This window comes from Methylomonas sp. PHL2-19 (assembly GCF_059331595.1).
This window is the reverse complement of the sequence record NZ_CP196839.1, coordinates 2,271,622-2,293,791: the sequence shown is the minus strand read 5'-3', so window position 1 is coordinate 2,293,791 and position 22,170 is coordinate 2,271,622. Positions and strand designations below refer to the sequence as shown.

At 54.0% G+C, this 22,170-nt stretch carries 12 protein-coding genes and 2 riboswitches; all 12 genes read right to left on the bottom strand.

Annotation, left to right across the window (positions count from 1 at the left end):
• Positions 1–2 precede the first annotated feature (2 nt).
• The gene (locus ACR02O_RS10690) at positions 3–10,604 is read right to left on the bottom strand and encodes a filamentous hemagglutinin family protein (protein ID WP_494523351.1); all 10,602 of its coding nucleotides are present in this window, start codon (positions 10,602–10,604) and stop codon (positions 3–5) included.
• Positions 10,605–10,648: 44 nt separating this feature from the next.
• Positions 10,649–10,727, bottom strand: a riboswitch (cyclic di-GMP riboswitch).
• Between the two features lie 437 nt (positions 10,728–11,164).
• Positions 11,165–12,208, bottom strand: coding sequence for an IS110 family RNA-guided transposase (locus ACR02O_RS10685; protein WP_494522208.1), 1,044 nt, complete (start codon positions 12,206–12,208; stop codon positions 11,165–11,167).
• 411 nt (positions 12,209–12,619) lie between these two features.
• Positions 12,620–14,209, bottom strand: coding sequence for a ShlB/FhaC/HecB family hemolysin secretion/activation protein (locus ACR02O_RS10680; protein WP_494523350.1), 1,590 nt, complete (start codon positions 14,207–14,209; stop codon positions 12,620–12,622).
• Between the two features lie 109 nt (positions 14,210–14,318).
• Positions 14,319–15,878, bottom strand: coding sequence for a hypothetical protein (locus tag ACR02O_RS10675; protein WP_101052120.1), 1,560 nt, complete (start codon positions 15,876–15,878; stop codon positions 14,319–14,321).
• A 100-nt stretch (positions 15,879–15,978) separates the two neighbouring features.
• On the bottom strand, positions 15,979–16,770 hold the full coding sequence (locus ACR02O_RS10670) for a hypothetical protein (RefSeq protein ID WP_494523349.1): 792 nt from the start codon (positions 16,768–16,770) through the stop codon (positions 15,979–15,981).
• Between the two features lie 39 nt (positions 16,771–16,809).
• A riboswitch (cyclic di-GMP riboswitch) is annotated at positions 16,810–16,888 on the bottom strand.
• A 699-nt stretch (positions 16,889–17,587) separates the two neighbouring features.
• Positions 17,588–18,103 carry a type II secretion system protein M gene (locus ACR02O_RS10665; RefSeq protein ID WP_458137120.1) on the bottom strand — a complete coding sequence of 172 codons (516 nt, stop codon included), beginning with the start codon at positions 18,101–18,103 and terminating at the stop codon, positions 17,588–17,590.
• A complete protein-coding gene (gene gspL / locus ACR02O_RS10660) occupies positions 18,084–19,277 on the bottom strand; it encodes a type II secretion system protein GspL (RefSeq protein WP_494523348.1) in 1,194 nt (397 codons plus the stop codon). Before gspL ends, ACR02O_RS10665 begins: the two co-directional genes overlap by 20 nt.
• A complete protein-coding gene (gene gspK, locus ACR02O_RS10655) occupies positions 19,270–20,190 on the bottom strand; it encodes a type II secretion system minor pseudopilin GspK (protein WP_494523347.1) in 921 nt (306 codons plus the stop codon). Before gspK ends, gspL begins: the two co-directional genes overlap by 8 nt.
• Complete coding sequence (gene gspJ / locus ACR02O_RS10650) at positions 20,187–20,765, bottom strand: type II secretion system minor pseudopilin GspJ (RefSeq protein WP_494523346.1); 579 nt, start codon at positions 20,763–20,765, stop codon at positions 20,187–20,189. Before gspJ ends, gspK begins: the two co-directional genes overlap by 4 nt.
• Positions 20,755–21,132 (bottom strand): type II secretion system minor pseudopilin GspI, encoded by a 378-nt coding sequence (gspI, locus tag ACR02O_RS10645; protein ID WP_494523345.1) that lies wholly within the window; start codon positions 21,130–21,132, stop codon positions 20,755–20,757. Before gspI ends, gspJ begins: the two co-directional genes overlap by 11 nt.
• A complete protein-coding gene (gene gspH / locus ACR02O_RS10640; protein ID WP_445366313.1) occupies positions 21,129–21,671 on the bottom strand; it encodes a type II secretion system minor pseudopilin GspH in 543 nt (180 codons plus the stop codon). Before gspH ends, gspI begins: the two co-directional genes overlap by 4 nt.
• Positions 21,656–22,087, bottom strand: a complete 432-nt coding sequence (gene gspG / locus ACR02O_RS10635; RefSeq protein ID WP_033159026.1) for a type II secretion system major pseudopilin GspG — start codon at positions 22,085–22,087, stop codon at positions 21,656–21,658. Before gspG ends, gspH begins: the two co-directional genes overlap by 16 nt.
• Positions 22,088–22,170: the final 83 nt, after the last annotated feature.

The window sequence follows — 22,170 nt, the reverse complement described above, 5'->3', positions numbered from 1 at the left end:
GGTTATTCACCAAAACCCAGAATATCCACGCTCAAGATACCCAAGGTGTTGGCCGCGGCCTTAGCCAGTTTTTCGGCTGCTTCCTTACCAACGCTGCCGGTGCTATCCAGCGACTTGCCGACTGCCGCCGCCACGTTGCTGACGCCGGTCAAACCGGCGGCGATGCTGCCGGTCGCGGCGACCGGCACGCCCACGGCAGAACCACCAACATCAATATTATCCGCGCCGACAATGGCGGTGGCCGCCAGCGTGATGTTATTGCCTCTAATACCCGCCTCACCGGCGTCGATGATGCCGCGCGGTGCAAACAACAACACGTCCCCTGCTCCCACCGTCCTGATACCGCCACCTTGCAACACCGGCGATACTTCCAGTACCGGCATCCCCGCCGCATCGTAACTGACTTTAAGCGGCGGAGCCGCCAACGCGGTTTGCGCACTCCGACCGGCATCGACATCACCCTCAGTGGAACCGCCGGTAATATTGCCGTTACCCAAAGTCACCACGCGCTGGATGTTCACATCGATGTCGTTGCGGGCCAGCAGATTAGCCTCGCCCTGTTTTTTTACGATCACGCCCAACTCATCGTCTTCCTTTGCTAAACCAATATCGGCGGTTGCCAAGCCCACGGTAATGCCACCATTGGGAGTAAACAGATTGGCGTCGCCGCCGTCCTTGGTTTGTATCGAGCTTAAAAACAGCGATATATTGCCCAGCTTGGGCCTGACCAACTCACGGGCGTCGTCTTTCTCGCGGTCGCTAGCGCTGGCAAAAGTTTTGCCCTGCCGTGCCAACTCTGCCTCAATTTTTTGCTGCAGCGCGGCATTCAAACTATTCAAGATATTACTGGCGCTGGTATCGGCGTTAACTACAATGCCGTTCGCAGCATCAATGCGGTAATTGCTATTGCCTGCCAATAAGGTGGTACCGGGGAACAGCGACTCGATGGTAGCCAGCAATTTTAGCTCGGCCAGATCCTGCGCCTGTTTGGTGGTGGCTTTGGCCAGCGTGCTGGCATTGGCTTTTACCTCCTGCAAAAACACCGATTGCACGACGCTTAACAGCTTGCTGTCTAACCGGGCCTTATCCACCGTGGAAAGCCCGCTAAATGCCAGTTTGGCCGCATCGACACTTAACGACGGGTCGCCGGTGATGCTGCGCATTTCCTGCACGAACAAATTCAGGTAACGCTGATTTTCCAGGACGTATTTACCCGAGTTGAGCATAAACTCTTCGGCAAAGCCATTGCTGTTCAGCGCACCGCCAGCCAAACCGGCAATCACGGTAATGTTGGCACCGTCATCTGCCAAGGCGGCGTTGGATTGATCTCCCGAAGAAGTAATACCGATGGACGATCCCAAATTCACATCCCGGCCTGCCAGCGCGATTAATTGTCCGGGGCCGGCCACGTCTATGCCTTGATCGGCTTCGACAATATTGCCGGTTTCGGGGTGAATATTGATCCTGTAACGAATATCCCGGCCGGCATTAAAGATACTGACAGCGCCTGGGTTATTGTGCTGAATTTTGAACGTGGCGCTGACAATATCCCTACCGGCGCTGACCTCGGCGGGCTTGGCCAATACAAACACCATATCCTCGTGGATGTTGCCTATATTGCCGCTGCCGGTACTAATCAACACCGGATTCGGGTCATTGGCGTGCAGCGGCGTGCCGGCATGAATCGCGGTGGGCGATTGCGGCTGCTGAATCTCCAAAACCTTCAGCACATTGTCCAAGTCGGTTAAGGAAGACCCGACGAAGGGCAATGCGGCGCTCGGTAAGGCGGTAGGTTCCGCATCGCTCAGAATAATCGAAGGATTACCTTTACCGGTTAAATTCTCAGCCGCGAATAACTCCAAGCCACCCTGAGCGGACGGATACAAGGTAAAGCTCTTATCTACGGCAATATTGCCGTTCAGTGCGTAGGCTTGTAGGCCGGCGGGATAAACCAAAAAGTTTTTTGAAATATTGGCATTGGTAGCCAAAAGAAGGCTGGCAATGTCGTTTTCCAAGGTAAGATCACCGGAGAGCGTGGTCAATTTCACATTGCTATCGGCACTGTAGCGGAAGAACCGGTTCGATGATTTATTTATCGCGTCGACCGGTTCCGACAAGGTCACGAACATCGGATCGACAATCGCTTCCAGGGCCATGGACTTGCCGGCGACGACATTAAACTGCGCATCGCCCAAGGCCAATATCGGATTCAGCTCTTTGCCTTTCGGATTCAGACCTTGGTTCGTACCCGCTTTCAGCGATCCGTGCGCATAAATATCCGCCGCACCGCCGTCCACGTAAAACACGCCGCCGGCTATGTCGCCACCCGCCTGCAATTGCAGATTACCGCCGCCATTCACCTCGACCACATTGGTCTTGAACGTGATGATGGTGGCATCCAAGATGTTCGGAGCATCCCGCTCGCCTACCTGTTTACCGGTGGTAGGGATCATCACCGACAGGTCTTCGACATTTCCGCCCGCGCTGATGCGGACATTACCGCCGCCGAAGGCGGTTACGCTTTGCTGGTGCTGACGAGAAACGCTGGTCGAGTCGCTGACGCCCAAGGCGACGCCCCAAGCTGTCGGACGTTCCGAGTCAAATTCCGTGCTGTGCTGATTGCTTTTAGACCAATCGCCGGTGCGTACCAAGGCATCGCTGAGCAATTGCGCACTAGGTTTAGCATCTATATCGTGTCCGACCTGAATGCTGATGTCGCCGCCATCCAATGGATATTCTGCGTAGAACAATGCGGCCAAATCTGGTCCGCCGCTGCCCCAGCGTTTGGCATCATCCACATCCGCCCGCCCCGCCGTGTAGATCGCCGAATTTTCATTACCGTAGACCAGATCGCGCGCCGCGCGAATATCAATATTGCCGGTACCGGTCCGCACACTGACATTGCGGGCTAAACTGACATTGCCGCTACCCGGTTTCGCCAATAGACTGGCCGAGGCCAGCACCGTCATCGCATTCGCGGAACCCAAATCGGCGCCGCCGATCAGCTGGTAACTCCACGAAGCACCGGTTTGCAAATAGTCGCTGACGCCGAACGATCCCAAATTTGCAGTATTCAATACGCCCTTGGAAAAGCCGTCGCTCAAATTGGCATCGAACAACAAATCGCCTTTCGCTCTAAGCGTTAACATCCCAACCAGATCGTTATTGGCGCCATATCGCCAGGCTTCTCCGCTATCGAGTTTTCCCAAGTCCCAGGCCTCGGCGATGGTCAAATTGCCGCTGCTGCGGACTTCCACGCCGGGGATAATGGTAAAGCCGGCGCCAAAGCGACTGTTAGCCACATTGGCCGCCGCCAAATCGGCCATATAAGCCAGATTATCGTTATGCATCGCCTGCTGTTCGGCGGAGGCGATACGGCTGTTGTGATAAATGCGCGCGCCTTCAACGGTAACGTCGCTATCGCCAACGATAGTGCCTGCGGCAATGGCTTTGACGTTAATGTCCGCCAAACCGTCGCCGTCGGTATCCTCTCGGTCGGCACGTAAATACACCTCGCCCGCCACACCGGCTCCAGCCGCTGCAACGTTGATGCGCGCACCGGACTGGATGTCAATGCCGGAGCCATCGGCGGACGCATCGATAGACGACAAACTGACCTTGCCGCCGTTGCCGTTCGCCGCTTGCGCGTTTGCCAGAATCAGCGCCGAGCTATTCAGCATCAGCAGATCTTCCGCCGCCAGCGTCACCGAACCGCCATTCGCACCCGCAGCATCCAAGGTGCCGGTAATGCTGATACTGCCGGTGTCGGCGACTAGGTCGATAGCATTCGCATTCACGGTTTGCCCGGCATCGACCACGATATCGCCGCTACGGGTTCTCAGTTCGACAGCACCACTAAACCCAGCGGCGGCAAATACATTATTCAAAGCACTAAAACCGCCGGCGCTCAAACTGCCGGTATCAACGGCGATTCGGCCACCGTTTGCCTTACCGATGCCGTGAGCATCGATAAATCCATTGAATTGCACCTGGCCGGTGCCGGCTTGCGCGGACAAAAATCCGGCCAGCATATCGGCGTTACTGGCGTTTAACAGTAGCTTACTGCCTGCTTCGGCGCTGACATCGCCATGCTGAGAACTCAGACTGATTTTGCCGCCGGACAAATTCAGCGGTTTGCTTAAACCCGCATACGCCACGGCACCGGATACATCAATCAAAGCATTCCCGCCTAAGGTCACATTACCTTGCAAAGCGTTCATGGACACGTTACCGGTTTGATACAACAAGGCCGTATTCAAACCAATGCTATCGGCTTCCAACAGTAATTGCGCAGCTATGCCTTGGGTAGAAGCGGTTAGCAACTGGCTGCCACCCGTGAGCGACAAGTTATGGCCGCCAGCACTGATGATGGTTTTAGCGCCGTTCTCGGCACTGACAAACGGTGTGTTCACGCTCAAGTCGGCCAATACGGTCAAGGTACTGTCGCCCTTGCCCGTCATGCGCTCGCCGGCATTCACATTAACTGCGCTAAAACCGGACAGCTGGAATTTACCTTGGTCCAGCAGCAGCTGTTGCACATTGATATTCAATACCCCGCTGCCGTCGCCCGCCAAAACACTGCCCGTAGACTTGCTATTGGCAATACTCAGGGTTTTCGCATTCAAAGACAGAGTTTTCCCGGCATTGGCTTTGCCGGCCAGACCCAAGGCATCAATGCGTAGATCACCGAATTGAAAAGGCTGACCAAGCGCATCAGTTTGCAATAACTCGCCGTACAAATTGACCATACCCCGGCTGCTCAACACCAGCTCGTCAACGGCCAAGTGCGCGAGCTGAGTATTATCCAGCGACAGGCCGTTCGCTACGCCGGTGGTCTCGCCGAGATTGATGGTCTCCGCGCCCAGGTACAAGGAGCCGCCGGCCAGATTCAATTCGCCGGCCATTTTGGTTCGCCGTGTCGAGTCCAGCGCCACCGAACCCGCGCCGGCCGAAATGACCGCGCCGGCATTTATATTCAGATCGCCTTTCAAGCCCTTGGCGCCGGTTCGGTTGATCGTTGCTTGTTTGCCCGCCGATGCGCGCAGTAAGGTGCCGTCGCCGTTCAGCTCCAGCACCGTATCGCCATCGGTATCCGCAACCGCGCCGCTGGCTTCGATTTTGGCGCCCTGTTCAAGCGTGACGGTTTCGCTGGCAGCCAGCAAGGCCTCCGGCGCTTTCAAGGTCGTGTTTTGGGCTAGCGTCACTGACTTGGCAATGACATCCAGCTTGGTGTGGCCGGTCGTCGCGTCAAAGCTTCTCACCGCCCCCAGCAACAAGCTATCCACTCTAAACTTATCCAGGTCGCTCACCAACAATTCAACATCGTCGGTGGCGGCGGTTGTGCCCAAGGCCAATTTATCCGCTACGATGTCTACCAAGCCGCCACGTCCGCCCTCGACCACATCGGCCACCACGGTGGGTAGCTCCAGACGGGTTTTGGCGTTTAGCACCAATTGTCCGGCATCTTGCGGCAGACGCGGAATCGCCTCTTCTTTGGTTACCGCTCTATCCGCGAAAAATTGGTTGGCCGAGCTGATGTTGTATTCGCTACGAGTTTTAGCAATGCTGCCGGCTTCGACCACATACTCGGACCAATACTGATCACGGATGTCTGTTCCGGCAACGCTGCGGTAGCCGGTGACGACAGCTGCGCCATCGACCCGGGTTCTACTGGTGCCGGGAATGGCATTGGCGCTGCCGGCGACCGGCGACACCAAAAAGGCATTCGGCAGCAAGGCATACCGAGCCGGCAACAATGCATAGTAGCCCGCGGCAAGGCCGCTACCGGCACCGATGTAAATGCTGTCGCCGGTTTTCAGGCCGGATTCTGGAAACGATTTGGGGTCGAACGGCGAATAACCGGACATACCCGGCACGACCGCAAAGCGCTGATCAGTATCAAGAACATCTACCGAACCGCCATCACCGGGAATAAATTCGAAGCCTAATAAATCGCCGCCGCCGGATAAATCCACCAACGCACCGTCTTCCCGAAGGATTTGCGCGGCTTTAACGGTTATTTTCTTCTCGGGGCTTTCAAACTTCCGCTTATTTTGAATATCCGCCGGTTTCAGATCGGGGTTGACCACGTTAAGATTGTTGCCGGTGCCGGCCAAGGGCAACAGCCATTCCAAGCCGCCCTGGGTGACGCCTAACGGGATGATTTGCCCCTTAGCCGAGACCGACGTAATACTTTCGGCGCCGAAGGTCACCGATTTTGTCGCTTCCAAAACGATCTCACCCAATGGCGCGGTCAGCACGCCGTTTTGGACAATATTAGGTGCTTGCACGGTCAAACTGCCCAAGGCCGACAGCACCGGCGTTGCATGACCGCTTTTGTTGAAAGTCACCGTGCCGTTCGGATCGCCGGCAACCGCCAAGGTAAACTCGGTCAAGGAGGTGGGATAAACCTGCGCCGCAGTTAAATTAAGCTTGGAAAAGGTTTTAAATTCGCCGACAAAATCCAGTTCCTTACTGTCGATCCGTATCCCTTTCAGGCGAATATCGCCAGCGGCGGCAAGATCAACCGTATTAAAACCGGTCGTTACCGAGCCACCGACCAAATCGATTAAATCGGCATTAACCGCCAATCGGCCATCCCCGTTGCTGGCTTTTACTAGCGGCGCGCGATAGCTATCCGACCCCAAAGTCGCAGTAGTAGCACTGATTTGCACATTACCGGTATCAGCGGCGGATTTCCGCTCCCAACCGAAATTGACTGCATCCAAAGCAATAGCGTTATTCAGTTGCAGATCGACGTCGCCAGTAAAACGAATCTCACCCTTCTCTCCGGATACGGCCAGATCCAGAGAGCTAAAACCGCCCTCGCTAATCTGCTCGGCAGCCAGATAGCCGATGCCGGTCAGCCGATCACCGGGCGAATCTTTCTTGGGTAATGAATCGCCGGGTTTAGAAAAAACGGCGGAAAACGGTACATTCCGTTCCTGGGAGATTTTCAAAATGCGCTGCGCGCGCGGAAAGATGGAGTTTTCTGCATCCGGATCGGCACGATTGTCTACGTTCAAAAACACCGACAATTTACCGCCCGAGGTGCCGGGCGCTGCGCCCCCCACGGCTTGCATATCGCCGTCCAGAAACGCGCCTTCGGCGGCAGTAATATTGATGCTGCCGGCATGCGAACCTACTAGCGTGGCGGCAAAACTCGCGCCTATCGCCGCGGGACTATTAACCGGTAAATCCAGGATGTCTTGGCTACCGGAAATATTAATCAAAGAGCCAGCCTGGGAAGCAAAAAAGCCGCGTTGCGCATCGACGATTACCTTACCGCCGTCGAAGACCTTGCCTATACGCCGGTCCAAGCCGTCCACGGTGATTTGGCTACCGCCCGCCACGTCGATGCCGGCAGTACTCCCTAACCAAATACCTTGATCCCGCCGGTATAGCGGGTCTACTTCGCTTTGATCGGGAATGAGTTTCAGTGTCACAGTACCGCCGGGCGCGACGATTCGACCGTCCATGACCAGGGACGAATCGGACTCCAGCGTAACGCTGCTTAAATCGTCGGCGTTAATCGTCGCGCTGGCAGCCACCAGCAAATTGCTGTTGGCATTAATCCCGGCGGCATGATCGGATCGCAAGATCAATTTGCTGGGTGCGCGCAGCTCCGGCAACAAAGTCGTCAAATCCGAGAATGCTTCGATACCGTCGGCGTTAGCCTGCTCCAGATAGGTGTTGTTTAGTACTCTGTTCTGTTGGCGCAGCTGGATATTGGCGCCGTCGTCCACCGTCAATCCGTTCAGATTTGCGCCGATATCGAACTCGGCAAAGCCGCCTTCGCCGAAAAACGTAGTAGCGATTTGCAAAGGCTGCACGCCGCCATCGCCTATGCTAGGCGTCTCTTCCCGGCGAATGGCTACCGCATTGGCTTTTACTGTAAAGCCGCCGCCTTGTTGCATGGCATAAGCGTGCATGACACCGTCCAGCAACACGTTGGCGCCGGCCTTGTCTATGGCGGGCTCGGCGACCAACACAATACCGCCCTCTTTAAAAGTATCACCCTCGCCGGTGTTTCTTTGCGCCTTACCGGCTTCCAGCCTGCGGTCTTCGTGCAACCAAGCCCCGGCGCTGATGTCGATCAAGCTGCCGGCCCGCAAATTCACGCCGCCGCCATTACCCATGGCCTTGGCAATAAAGCTACCGCCGTCTATCGCCACCGTCTTGCCGTCCAAATTTCCGGGTTGGGCGAAGTCATTCACCCATTCCCCGCGCAAATCTATCGTGGCGCCGGAAGCAAGATTAATCTCGCCTTGCATTCCCGGTACGTTGTTTCGGGCGGTTTCCAGTTTTACCGTGGCGCCGGCACCGACGATATTGCCGCGCACGTCAACCGCGCCGCCTTGTAAAGTCAGATTACCGCCGGCGGCCAAGCGCAAGGTCGCATTATCGGCAACGCTGATTTTAGCGTTGGTTTTAAACACCGCATTGCGCACACCGCCTTCAATCAGCTTGTTGGCATCCACAGCCAAGGCCATAGCCAAACCGTCATTGCCGACCGGCAAGGCCTCGTCGATATCCACATTGATGCTGTTTTGTACACCGGCGGAAAAAATCAATGCCTGGGCATTAGTCAGGGTAAACGCGGTATCGACCGTCAGACGGCTGCCTTTGGCCTGCTCGGCCAGCGTCCGTTGCCGCCTGCCGTTGGTGGTTTTACCCAGCAGGTCGCCGTCTAAAATGGCGTTGTTGGCTCGAATCATCAGGCTGCCGGCGTCCTGGCCTTCCACATAACCCGGTTCGAAACGCGCCAGCGTAAACGGCCCGTCGATTTTCCAGACTTTGGTGATACCCCATTTCTGGTATTTTTTGACCACCTCGCCATAAATCGCCTCATAAGGCACCAAAGGATCGGCTTCGCTAATATCCACCAAGCGGCCATTAGCTAGCAGTTTACTGGTGGTAATAAAGCCATCCAGATAGGTAATCTCACCACCGGAAAAGTCCAGAACCGCGCCTTTTTCCAAGATGACATCGCCTTCGGAGTTCAGCGCTATCTCGCCGCCTTTCGCCATCCGTTCGGCGACCGTGCGACCAATCCCTGCCACGGTGGGCTCAATGTCCGTGAGCGGCGTGCCTTCACGGATGTCCACCAGGACAGTCTTACCTTTTAATATCCCGGTCTTTTGCAACGGCGCGTCTTTCAATTCAAAGTTACGCAGCTCCACTTCCAGGACATTGCTTTCCATGGTGCGAATGACGTTGTCGGTGCCGGATACATCGATTTTCGCGCCGGCATCGATCAGGATCCGGCTATCGTTTTTAATACTGTTGTTGGCAACTGGATTTAACGGCGATTTGGTCGCGGTGATTGAAACATTGCCGAAGGGGGCATTGATCTGCGAACCCGCTTGCAGATGCACTTTATCGGCCATAATCTCGACCCGAGATGGCGTCTGGTTCTGACCGGATACGGCGGTTTTTTCCACCAACACCTTGACGGATTCGCCGGATTCCAGGGTCTGCGTTTCCTCTATGTATTCCACCTCCGGCAAAATCTCGGTGGTGCTGCCTTCACCCAAAGTCACTTGTGCGGAACGGCCCAAGCCATCGCCTTTGTCCGTCGTGCGGGTGGTGGCCTTGGCGGCTATCATCGTCTCGCCGCCTTCGGCTTTGGTCGTAAAACCTTCCCTAGCCAACAGGCGGATAGTGCCGTTGACGTTGGTGGAAGTCGTTGCCGACACCTTGCCGCTTTGATTGACGGCAAAACCCATCAAGGTGACGTTACCGCGATTGGCGGCGATGTTACCCAAGTTTTCCACTTTACCGCCGGTCTCGACTTCCACCAGCAATCCACGCACATCGTTATTGGTTCTTTTATCGGCGGTGGGTGCTTCCTGCAAATACACCTTGTCGGTCGCCGCCGCCATGATCACCTGGCCGCCGGGCGATTCCACATCGCCTTTGTTCATGATGCTCGGGGCAATCACCAGGATGCGGCCGCCCTCGCTGGACTGGAGCCGCGCCCCGCTTTCCACTTTGATCTCGATGGGGATTTTTTGACCATTGGCATCCAGCCGAAAACTGCCGTCATCGTTTTTTTGATAAACATCGCCGGAGCCTTGAAAAGCAGCGCGACCATCCTTGGAGACAGTGCCGATGGTTTCTTTATCAAAGGTTTTTTCGAAACTGACATCCATCGTCGAAGCCACCAAACCGCGGGCATTGACCACGGAATCCCTACCGAACACGAAACCATTTTTATTGACCAGATATATCTGGCCGTTGGCAGTCACCGAGCCCAAAATCTGGCTGGGATTTTTGCTGGGATCGACGATTTTATTCAGCGCGATGGCACTGGCGCTAGGCTGTTTGAACTCGACGGAACTCTCGGCACTGACGTTGAATTTATCCCAATTCAGAATAACCCGGTCGGTTTCCTGATTAATGGTCATATTATTGCCGATGACGGAACGACTGGCGCCGCCCATGCTGGCCCAAACCGCGCTGGGCACCGGTAATTCGGCGCAGACCGGCGAGACAAAAGCGATCAGCATACTGCCGGCGACTGCCGACTTTACGCAAGCCGCAATGGGATTTAATCTGAAAAATACCGCGTCGTCATGCTGGTGCTGTTGTCTATTAGTCATAATATCGCCTGTGCCAATCGAAGAAACAACCGCATAAAAAATCGGTTGGCAACCCGGCTGTCTTGACTGACAAGACCCGCGGCTTTCCGCCCCCGCTTCGCAACGGGTTTAGCAATATTTAAATAAAATGGTAAAAATTATAAAAATAACTTTTAACTACCTTAATAAGCATAAAATGCTGAATAAATACTAATTTAAAACCATTGCATAATAACTGTACAAAAGTAGTATCAAGGCAATATAAAATATTACATATTTATTACATGAAATAGCTTTGTAATAAATATGTAATATTATTAAGCGAAACCTATAATCTAAAATAATCGTATTGCCCGCAAAAGCGGCTGCCCAGAGAAATCCACAACCTGGATTCGCTGCGCGGTCTGCGGCTCCCGCATACGCGAGAATGACGAGTTTTTTAGAGACCCTCTAGGGAGCCACTGATAGTGCCTTTTCCCTCAGCAGGCTGTCGTAAACACGCCTTGCCCGGAAGGCAATACCGTTAATTCTTAAGGGTCCGCGTAGATACTCTGTTCAAAAGCAACAAATTTCATCATTTTTTACTCGGCGATGATGGATTCAGGGATGGCATAAAACCGTGTGTTATCGAACGGCTGATCGTGCTTCAACATGCCATGGATCGCATGCAGTAATTTACGCATGACGGCGCAGACGGCTTGCAAAGGTTTCTTGCCGTTGTCGATCAAATGCTGGAAATACGCTCGCACATGCGGATCGTGCTGTTTGGCACTCAAGGCCGGCATATACAACGCCGAACGAATATGCCGGTTACCGGCCTTGGATAGCCGCATTTTCTTGTGTACGCTTTTGCCCGACTCAAAGGCCTTGGGATCGAGTCCGGCAAACTTGACCCATTCGCGATGCGACAGGTTGGGCGGCAATAGCAGTAGTTCGCCCATCAAGGCAATGGCGCTGGTTTGGGCAATGCCTTTGATGCCGGTCAACAGGTCGAATATTCGTTGCAGTTCCGGATGCTGGTCGATCAACGCCAGCGCCTCGCCAGCCAACGTATCGATGCGTTTTTCCAGCTGACTAATCGCCAATTTGGCATCGCGTAGTAGGGCCTTCGGCGTTTCCTCGGTCGCACTCAGCGCATGTAGATGATTTTTCGCGGCGGCCTTCTGACCGGTTAGCGCGTCGATACGGCGAGCATAGCCGCGCAAAGCCAGCGCTTGATTCGAAGGACGAGTCCAGGCGACGAAATCCATGCGCTCGACATATTCGGCCAAGGTGTTGGCATCGACGGCGTCGGTTTTACTGTTTTTCATCAATACCTTAGCGAAGTGATGCGAAGCCTTGGGATTGACCACCATCACAGGTACACCGACGTCGTGTAGCGCAATAGCAAGATCGAAATGGTAAATACCGGTGGCTTCCAGACAGACCTTGATGCCGGGTAATTTGATCAACTTATTCACCAGACGCGCACGGTCGCTACGAGTATTAGCATATTTTTGCGGGTCGAACGGCTTGCCGTTCTTGCGGATCACTAAAACCAATTCGTCGGCGCCGACATCCACGCCGGCAAACAGGCGATGGACAGATTCAGCGGGGGTGTTGAGCGAGCGGTTCGTCATCATCATTTTTAAATACAGTTTAAAGGGAAGTACACTATTCACCGGTTCCCGACCCTGCACATGCACCTACCTTCCTTGTGTATGCAGGCTCTAAGCCTCGGATACTCCACGGTATGGGTGAATAGGGCGGGGGCCAATCTACACGACAGGCTCTGGTAAACTACCAGTCCTCAGGGTGGGACGGCCTCCCAATGAACAATCACAGCTTAATCGGTTTTTCTGGGCTATCGGTTGTTAAAATTCATCATACAAGGGTGGATAAGCCTTGCGCATCCACCACGATTGCCGGACGTGCTTCGCTTATCCAGCCTACGATTCATTAACGCTGTTTTGACTGAATAATTACGACAGGAGCGAATAACCCAAAGACACCAGTTAATTCGCTCCCGTCTTCCGCAACCATTCAGCCGCCGCGCCCTAAAATTGGGTAGCAATCCTAAAGTCCACCCTATTCTCGCCGCGCCGGACAGTGCCTTGGTCGAGCAGCGGAATGCCAAAATCAAACTCGCCTTGCACATGTTTAAACATATCGAAACGTAAACCCACGCCGGTGCTGGCCAGCGCCATTTCGTTAGCATTACCGGGCAAGGCATCGACAATCCAGCCTTTCCCGGCATCGACAAACACCAGCGCCCGCATTTTGTCGAACTCGTCCCATTCGTCCGGCACCAGCCGGGGGCTATACCATTCCAGCGAGGCGGTCACGCCGTCATCCGACAGCGCATTAGTTTCCAAATAACCGCGCACGGTTTGATAGCCACCCATAGAAAACTGCTCGTTACTGATCAGCGGCGAATCGGTGATCTGTCCGGACATGCGCGCCGCCACTTCCATACCCCATGGCAAGTCATGCCGGTAATCCATACCGCCGCTCAGATAGATAAAATTGGATCGGGCTAAAAAGCGCTTGTCGGCAAACTGCTGCTCATCGCTGCCCAAGCCGCGTATCGCGAAATTAACGCCCACATTGAAAGACAGCAAAGACTCGGCATCGCGGTAATTGCCGCTGTACTGGGCCATGAACGGCAGATAACTGATAGGGGTTTTTAAGGTATCCGAACCTAATAAATTCAAATCTTCCTTAAAGTCTTTGTAATCGACGCCCAGCGTCGCAGTGTGGGTGTAATTATTTAGGGTCTTCAGCGGCGACACAAAACGCGCGCCGTAAATATCACCGGTACCAATCACCGATAAGGCGCCGGCGCTGGCAATTTGCGAGGTAGAAGACGAACTGACCGCGTATAAGGCCAGGCGCTTATCGTCATCAATGACCGGCAGCACATAACTGCCCACCAAAACCTCCACTTCGTCCGGATTTTCCGGCGAGGTTTGATACATAAACGAAGCACTGTGAAATTTTTGCCAGAGATTGTCGTAACGCAGCGATACCAAGGTCCGTAAGCGGCTGGTGTTTTGCGTATTGTGAGAATTCACTTCCACCTTGCCGTGCAAAGGCAGTTCGTCTTTCACCTTTAGATCTACTTCCAGCGTGCCCGGCGTTTCACCGGCGCGCAGTACCGGCACCACGGTTCTATCCTGGCTCTCGCCGGCCAAAGTGGTCAATTGCTCCTGCATTTTTTGTAGATTGGGAACATTACCCTCTGCCAGCTCAGGTACTTTGGCTTTAATGGCCCCCAACGAGAAATAACGAGAATCGGTGACCCGCAAGCGCGACACCTTACCTTCCGTCACCTGTAAATACACGACGCCGCCGACCACATTCTGTTCCGGAATATCCACGGAGACGGTTTGATAACCTTTACTACGATAAAGCTCTTCCAGTGCGATACGGGCTTCCTCCACGGTATCGATGGTTTTTTTCGGACCTAAAAACCGGTAAACCGTGCGTTCAACCAGTTTCCGGTCCAATAAGGTGCTGCCCTTCATCCGCAGCTCCAGTAAATCGAATTGATTGCCGGTTTCTTCCGCCTGGCCAAGCGCGCTGGCCGTCAGCAACACAGCCGCGAGACCGAACCGGACCGAGCCTAAAAACAAATGTTGTTTCATTTCACCCATCGCAAAAAAAGACAGCCTCCGCAAGCGAAGGCTGTTTGTATTCAATGCGCATCCTTGCGCGAACCTCCAGCTATTACACTAAAGGTTTGTTACATGCTGATTACATCGGCTTGTTGGTGTTGGTAGATGCTTTGATAACCGGCACTTGGCAGTTGCTCAAAGAACCTGCAGCAGCATGCGAGTAAGGCATAACAGGTGCATTGACGTTCAAGGTGTCGGTGAAGTTGTTGCCGTTACCGATAGCCAGATAACCTGATTGACCGAAGGGGTGAACAAAACCAATGTTCAACTCGGTAGCCAGAATGGTTGGTGAAGCCGCATCGGCAGCGATTTTAGCGATGACGGTAGATTTATCCGCGCTGATACCTTTACGCCATTGGAAGGTTTGCTCAACCCAATCCATATACTTGCCTCTGAAGGCTTGTTCCAGAGTCGGTGCTACACCGTCCACTTTAATAAAGCGGTAATGCTTGGCATGCGTAGCATTGTTTTCCAAGCTTTGTTGACCGATGGCCCAGCCTCTGTTACCGGCAGTATTAACCGCGGTGTTGAACACGTCAGGGTTAGTCGTGGTGATTTGTTTAGCCACCGCTTCGCCGTCGGCAAAGTCTTCCAGACACAATTCCATATCGCCGGAACCACTAATTTCGTGCTTCACAGGACCGGCCAAAGAAGAACCTACCCAGTCAGGATTCAAACCGGCCGTGCTGCAAGGGTTGTTTAGGAATTTAACGTACTGTTGCGCGCCGGTACCGGAACCGTCGATACGTTTGCAAAAATGCACTTTAGTATCGTTAGGGGTTACGTTTCTGACAGTGCCGTCGGAATCGGTGTAAGTCAAACCGGCAGTCAAGCTGGTTAAGGCCGTGCCGTTTACTTTAAACTCGGACCATCTTTTGATTTGACCGGAGATCAACTCAGCCACTTGTTGTTTGCTCAAGCTAGGCATACAAGCTTCGGTGTAATCGCCCGGTGCGCAGCTGCCGCCAAAACCGGCCAACAGGTTTTGCGCTCTTTGTAAAGCCACATACAAGTTATCGGAAACCGGCACGCCAAATACCAAGGCCGCAGCAGGTACTACGTTCAGAGCCGCGTCGGCAGCTACTGGATCAACTGCACTGGCGTTTGAAGGTTTGTTAGGACCGACGAACAATTTTGGCTCGACATCGGAAATACCGGCATCGGACAGCACGTTGGTCAGGTTAGCGCCGCTGGCGTTGCAAAACCAAGTGTTGGTCGCGCCTTGTTGCGTGCAGTTACCGTTGTCGATACGCATCGCCGCAATCGCCACGCCGTCGATCAGCGGGTTAACGCCTTGCGCAGAACCGCCGGCAGAACGTTTGTGGAACAGGACTTTAGCCGTGGTTGCCGCAGAACCGTTGACGGTCAGGCCGGGTACGTTAGTAGAGTTCAGTGTGCAGAAATAAGCACTATGGTTTTTACCTTCGGAACCCGCTGTACCGTTATCTTTAAATACATCCAAAGTACCGGCGTCGCACAAGTTCACAAACAAGGCAGCCAGGGCTTTGTCTTGCGCGCTAGCGCCGGACATGAAGATTTCGATATCCGGCGTAACGCTTGGCGCATGCGCGGATGCGCCTTGCGAAAAACCTGCCAGAGAAGCCACTGCGATAGCAGCAGACAATAATTGCTTTTTCATTGTATATCTCTCAATGGATTAAATTTAAAGTGTGAGCCGACCCGTTCATGAAGGGGGAACCAGCAAAACAGAATCCGGCCGGCTCAAGCCGCTTACGGAATTAAACCGCCAGCGATTTACGACGAGTGGCGCGCAGTACACCCATCAGACCGGCGCCGAACATCCAAACCGCAGCAGGTAGTGGCACAGCAGCAGGCGCAGCGGTATAGGTCAAAGAACCGACGTTGCCGTTGATTGCGAAATTCCATACGCCTGGGAAAGTGACTAATTCGCCGGTGTCGAAGTCATCGGCATTGGCTCTTTCGCGAACAAAAGACAATGCTGTGCCTAACTGACCTTGCGCGGTAAATGGCAAGGCAGTTTGGAAATCGTTACCGTAAACAGCTGTGTATCCTTGCTGGCCGACAGTTTTGAAGGTACTCAAGTTGTTGCTGTTAGCATCTTGAGTTTGGATATAGCTGACCAAATCATTCCATTTACCCATCGTGTTGCTAATGTCTGGAGCGTTCGCGTCGATGCTGGATGGTGAAGGCACTACAGAAGTGGTGTAAAAACCAAATTTAGCTAAGTCGGTCAATTCATTCAATACACCATGACCACCAGAAACACCCCAAGTAACGTTGTTGCCGGCAGTGTAAGCAGCAGCGAACGATTGGAAGTTGTTGTCGCTCAGTGTGAATGACAATGGTTGGCTAGGATTAGCCAAAAATTGTTCAACAGTGATGCCCAAATCCAGCGTGTAAGAGTTTTGTGCTGTGTAGTTAACCAGGTTAAACAAAAACTCACTACCGTCTGCTGTTGCATCGCCGATAGCTTGGATACGCGCTTCCGCGGCGCCTGAAGCGGCCGCTGCCAATACTGCAACTGCCAACAATTTTTTAGACAATTTCATTTTTAAAACCTCATGTTTAAATTTCGATTAATGACATAAGGTGACAGCCCAGCCGTCTTGACCTGCAAGACCCGTGACTTTCCGTCCCCGCTTCACAACGAGTTTGGCTTTTACACGCTTTAGATTGCACTCGACACCATCTAACATCCTGACAGCGCCGCTTTGTTGCCCCCGCGACCATGTTCCGCCTAGCCTCCTCCCTATCCTCTTCCTTCGCCGCTCCTTGTTCGTGCCGTCCGTGTTCCCTAGTTGCTCCCGAATCTTTGCTGAACGGCCGTTCCTCAACCCCTCAACTTGGCGCGAATTATTCCAGAGCAATAGCGGCGTTTCGGTTACAGCATTGTTAAATTAACGTGACATGTAATACATCTGTATTACAAAGCCGGCCGCTAACACGAAAATTCAGCGGATGACCTAGGCGGGAGGGAGCGATGAAATCTAAGATTCTGTTTGCGGGGGTCGCATCAGTGCGATTCAGTTAAGGAAGAACCCCCTTCTCCCTCCGGGAGAAGCTTGGGATGCGGGAATCAAATAAAGCTATTTTCGGCGTAGCCTAGGTATTAGTGGCCGCTAGCTCTCGACGGCAAGGGCCTTGCTGACTATTGAGCAAGTTAGTTAAACCCAAAAAGTCCGTCATGCCGCCGGGATAAGGGCGTCCGGTGCCATGGATGGCAAGCTTCGAACTCTGCGTGCGCTGAACACGGCATTCCCCGACAAGCAAACGCCTTGCGACCGCTTCACCAATCGATTGGGAACACTGGGCTCCCGCCTGCGCGGGAGCGACGGACGTTAAAGGCCAGGCTAATATGAAGGCGGGCTAAACAACGCCCAACAAGACTTTGGCGTTAACGATACCGTCCGCATCGGCCGGTTTTTCCACATCGATTTGCAGCACTTGCAAGCGGTGTTTGGTTTCCAAAATTGTCAACCATGACATCAGTCGGTCGAAGGCCAGATTTTCCAGCCAGACGCTGACTTTGTCCTCGCCTTCCGGTGACAGATGTTTGATCGCCGGTTTTATATCCAGCTGTTGGCTGCTGAAATCGACTAACGCCAGCGGCGATTGATTACCGCCATCCACTGCCGGCGTATCAACCGCGGCTTGTTGCCGCAAAGCCGCCGCTTCGTTGCCGACTTGTTGTAAATAGCTATAGATTTGCTGTTGCGCCTGGATTTTTAGGTTCAGCAAGCGGCTTTGTTCAGCAATTGGTTGGTAAAACAGCAGGTATGCGCCATACACCAGTACGACCAATAAACCGCCCAGCGCCAGTACTCGCTCTCTGGGCGTTAATTCGGCAAAACGCTGCGCTATGTCATTTTTCGCGAATCTCAAGTTGCGCCTCCACGCCGTTTGCGCCGCTATCGGCGGATTGAAGTTTCACCTGCATGCTGGTTTGCAGTTGTTGTTTGAATTGCTCCAGCTGGCCTATGTCATCGGCAACTACATGCAACTGCAAACCGCCGTTCAGGAAATTGAGTTTTTGCAAATGCACGGCCGGCGTGTCTTTTAATACCAAGCCGGACCGGTAAAGCAAGCGCATGAAACCGCTACCGATGACATCGTGTTGTTTTCTGAGCTGCGCCAATTGTTGCTCGGCTTGGGCTTTGACATTGACGATGCGTTTCACCTCGGGAAAGCTTTGTTTGAACAGCGCTTGGGTTTTAGCTTCCCACTCGCTCAGCTCGGCTTGCTGTTGCCAGTAGGTATGCAATACGGCGTAGCTCTGCACCGCCAAAGCTGCACCCAAAATAATTGCTGCAGGCAGCCACTGTTGCCAGCGGCCTACCTTTCGACTGGTGACGGCATAGGCACCGCTCAACACATTCAGCTCTGCCGGTAACAATTCGACAGCGCTCGCCATGAATGGCAAAGGCCTTGTTATGACTGTTTCCAAACAGGTATTTGCCAAACCGTCAGGCAGCTTGCGGTCTTCGCTGGCTTTGCATATCAATAAAGTCTGAAAATCAGCACCTTCGGCACGGGCTTTTTCCAGCAGTTGCGGCAGAAATTGCGTATCCACGCCGCCGCCCAAATAAGCAGCGCTGCGCAAAATTGCGTTGCTTTCTTCGAGCAACAAAGTCGTTTGTCCAGGCTGATACGGCAGGCATAAGGTTTCCGGATACGCAGCTGCCAGCTCTAAACCGGCTTCGCGAAACGGAGTAAGCCGCGCCGCTAATGTGTCGTGCGTAATCGCCGCCACGGCGAGTTTATCCCGGTCCTGCTTTAACCAAACCAGATGATAATTTTCCACGTCCTCGGCCAGTAAATCTTCCAAGGCAAACGGCAAAGCCTTTTTCAGTTGCGCGGTGGTCTTAACGGCCAGCTCGATTTCCAATAACAACACCGAGGCAGCCGGCAATAACAGCAGCACGGACTTACCCTGCGCGGCCGCTGCCAACTCGGCGATTGTGCCGGATGCCGGCTGGCTATCCGGCCCGGCTAGACTCAACCATTCCAGGTTGTCGGCAGACCCTGCGATGAATCTGACCAGCAGTTTTTCAGCCATGCGCCAAGCCCTGGCGCTGGCGCTTCACCACTTGCGCGCCACCACTATCGCGCTGCAATTGCGATTCAAACTGCAAATGGGTTTTGCCCATATCGATTTGCCCTTGTAGTAAAAAGTTTTGCGAACTGACACCCAAGCCGTATTTACCGATGCCGGCATCGGCAACCGCCTCGTCCTTTAAAAACTCGGCGACTTTTTCGAAAGGCTTGCCTCTGGCTCTGAAGATGGATGCCGCCTGATCGGCGCTGATGTCGTCCGCCAAACAGCGCAACACCATGGCGCTGGCGGTATTGATATTCAGCGGCGCGTAGCCGTCGACCACATACACATACGGCAATAATTTCGAATAAATCTCGCGCGTCATGCCTTGTACCAGCAATAACTCGCTGACATCTGCAAATTGCCGGTTCGCGGCGCGGTAGCCGGGCTTAGATCGGGTATAGGTGTCGTCTTCCGCACCGTGCGGATAGCCAGCGTCCATATCTGCATCGATCCAATCCGTGATTGCCTGCACCAGCTCGGTTTTCAGCTTTAGCTGCGCCAACAAGCGTTCCAGGCGTTTTACATCGGGCACGGATACTTTGCCCTCGACCAATAAGTTGTTCAGATTTATACGGCCTTGCAAATCCTCAATGCCGGCTTGCATCGTGCCGCCAGCCACCACGGTCGTTGCCAGCGGTTTGGACCAGGTATCATCCACACCATCGACATCACCCGACAGCCGGCCAATCGCCCAGCTTTCCAAGCCATACGCATATTCCCAGGCTTGCATGCTGCGCAGTTGATTTTCAGTGCGGCGAATATCCAGCTGCCGCGCGCTGGACATGGACACAACCGCGACCGTGGCGATAGCCAGTATCAGCATCACCGTGATCAACGCGATCCCTCGTTGATTCTGATCTAGCGACCTCATTCCCGCACCAGAAACAGCCGGCGAATGTCACCCAAGCCGGCCAAGTTAAAATTAGCTTCCACCGCTTTGGGTAATCCGCTGCCGTCTGCCGGCCAATGCGTAGTCCAGTCGCTGCCGTAAAAGCGCAATTCAAGCGCATTAACATCCAGCAACTTTTTCCGGCGAAATTGCGTCTGCTGAGTGCGATCCAACACGGTCCAGACCTGCCGGTACAAACTGCCGTTTTCCAGACGATAACTGACACGCTGCAGATCACTTCGCATCGACAACGCCGACCATTCCGGCACGCTGCGGGTTAAAGTCAGCAAATCCTCGCCATTACCGCCGGAAAATGCCGGCTGCTCGCTACCCAATTCGTCCCGAATCGAGCGCGGCAAAGCCTGGGCTAAATCTTCGTTCAGCAAATACAAGGTTTGCTGCAACGCGGCGATGCTGGACGAGCGCTGTTCGGTACCGGCTCTGGCGTCCAAAACAGCACCCAAACCGGCGTAAGCCATCGCCGCCATGATCGCGAACACGGCCATTGCGATCAGGATTTCCAACAAGGTGAAGCCTCGACTGGCGCTATTGTGCATGGCCGGCCGGAACATAACTAAGCAGACCGGCATAAGCCGACTTATCGCCTTCCAGAAACACTTCAATCCGATAATCCCAGACCGTGCCGCCGAGACTCGGCGTCACGCCGCGCTTGGCTTGCCAATACCAACGCCGCCCGGCCATGGTTTCCCAGCCGTCCTGGTTCTCCGGCTTTTCGGTATCCAGACGCAATTGCACCGCACGATTGGCAGCTATCGTCGCCGCTATGGTTTTGTTTTCCAGATACCAAAGGTTCTTGGTGTTATCGGCGGTAATTTTGATCAAGCCGGCCATTAGGATGACTAACAGGGCCAAGGCAATCAGCACCTCCAACAGCGTAAAACCGCCGTCGCCGGGGTATTTCATGGCTTGAGAGCGGCGCTGGAAATGGCCAAGCCCTCGTCCGCCGTATTGCTCAGCCAAAACCGGAGATCGCTTTTTGCTAAATCCAAGGCAATTTTAAATGCGTCGGAGGCCCCGTCCGGGGTAAATACAATCTGCGGCTCTGGATGCACTTTGCTGCCAAAGTGCTTAGTCAGGTACACCGGCTTTTCATCCAGGGTCAATGCCAAGGTCATACCGGCTGGCAAATCCCGTTGTCTGAAGACCGCATCAGTATTCTCCGGCCGCCACTTGCCTTGGGTCGGCGACAGAAACCTATACCCTTGACCGACCAATTCCAGACCGATACTGTCGCCGCGTATCATCGCTTCCTGCTCAGCCAGCTCCAGCAATTTCGCCAGCCGCTGAATTTCCAATTGTTGCTGCTGGCTGTGATCAGCATTGCCCATCGCCAGCATCGCCATGCTGCTCATCACGCCGATCAGGACCATAGCAATCAATAGCTCGATCAGCGTAAAGCCGCGAACCTTCACGCCCTCAACCTGACTTATTTTTGCGCCCAATTGGTGATGTCCGCGCCGGCTTCGCTGCCGCCTTCCACACCGTCGGCGCCGAAGGAATACAAATCAAATTCGCCGTGCGCGCCGGGCTGCATATAAAAATACGCTTTGCCCCAAGCGTCGACTGGCAGTTGATCCAGATAGCCGCCCTGCTTCCAATGCGCGCCGGCCGGCAGATTGGCGGGTTTATGCACCAAAGCTTCCAGGCCTTGGTCGGTGGTGGGGTAGCTGAAGTTATCCAGTCTGTACAAGTCCAGTGCGGCGCTGATGGCTCTGATGTCTTGCAAGGTGCGCGTGGCCCGAGCCTCGTCCGGTCTGCCCATGATTTTAGGGACGACGATGGACGCCAAGATGCCCAAAATCACCACCACGATCATCACTTCGATCAGGGTAAAGCCTTGCTGTTTTTTATTGCTCATAACGGTTTAAAGTCGGATTGGTTTAAACAGGTCCCTGCCTGCGGGACAACGGGGAGAAGATTAGAAAGCCAACGTGACAGGCG

Bases quoted from the DNA above. Each gene is read 5' to 3' on its own strand.
- ACR02O_RS10670 (WP_494523349.1), bottom strand. From the start codon at position 16,770: ATGAAATTGTCTAAAAAATTGTTGGCAGTTGCAGTATTGGCAGCGGCC.
- gspL (WP_494523348.1), bottom strand. From the start codon at position 19,277: ATGGCTGAAAAACTGCTGGTCAGATTCATCGCAGGGTCTGCCGACAAC.
- ACR02O_RS10685 (WP_494522208.1), bottom strand. From the start codon at position 12,208: ATGATGATGACGAACCGCTCGCTCAACACCCCCGCTGAATCTGTCCAT.
- gspI (WP_494523345.1), bottom strand. From the start codon at position 21,132: ATGAAATACCCCGGCGACGGCGGTTTTACGCTGTTGGAGGTGCTGATT.
- ACR02O_RS10680 (WP_494523350.1), bottom strand. From the start codon at position 14,209: ATGAAACAACATTTGTTTTTAGGCTCGGTCCGGTTCGGTCTCGCGGCT.
- gspJ (WP_494523346.1), bottom strand. From the start codon at position 20,765: ATGCACAATAGCGCCAGTCGAGGCTTCACCTTGTTGGAAATCCTGATC.
- ACR02O_RS10690 (WP_494523351.1), bottom strand. From the start codon at position 10,604: ATGACTAATAGACAACAGCACCAGCATGACGACGCGGTATTTTTCAGA.
- ACR02O_RS10675 (WP_101052120.1), bottom strand. From the start codon at position 15,878: ATGAAAAAGCAATTATTGTCTGCTGCTATCGCAGTGGCTTCTCTGGCA.
- gspG (WP_033159026.1), bottom strand. From the start codon at position 22,087: ATGAGCAATAAAAAACAGCAAGGCTTTACCCTGATCGAAGTGATGATC.
- gspK (WP_494523347.1), bottom strand. From the start codon at position 20,190: ATGAGGTCGCTAGATCAGAATCAACGAGGGATCGCGTTGATCACGGTG.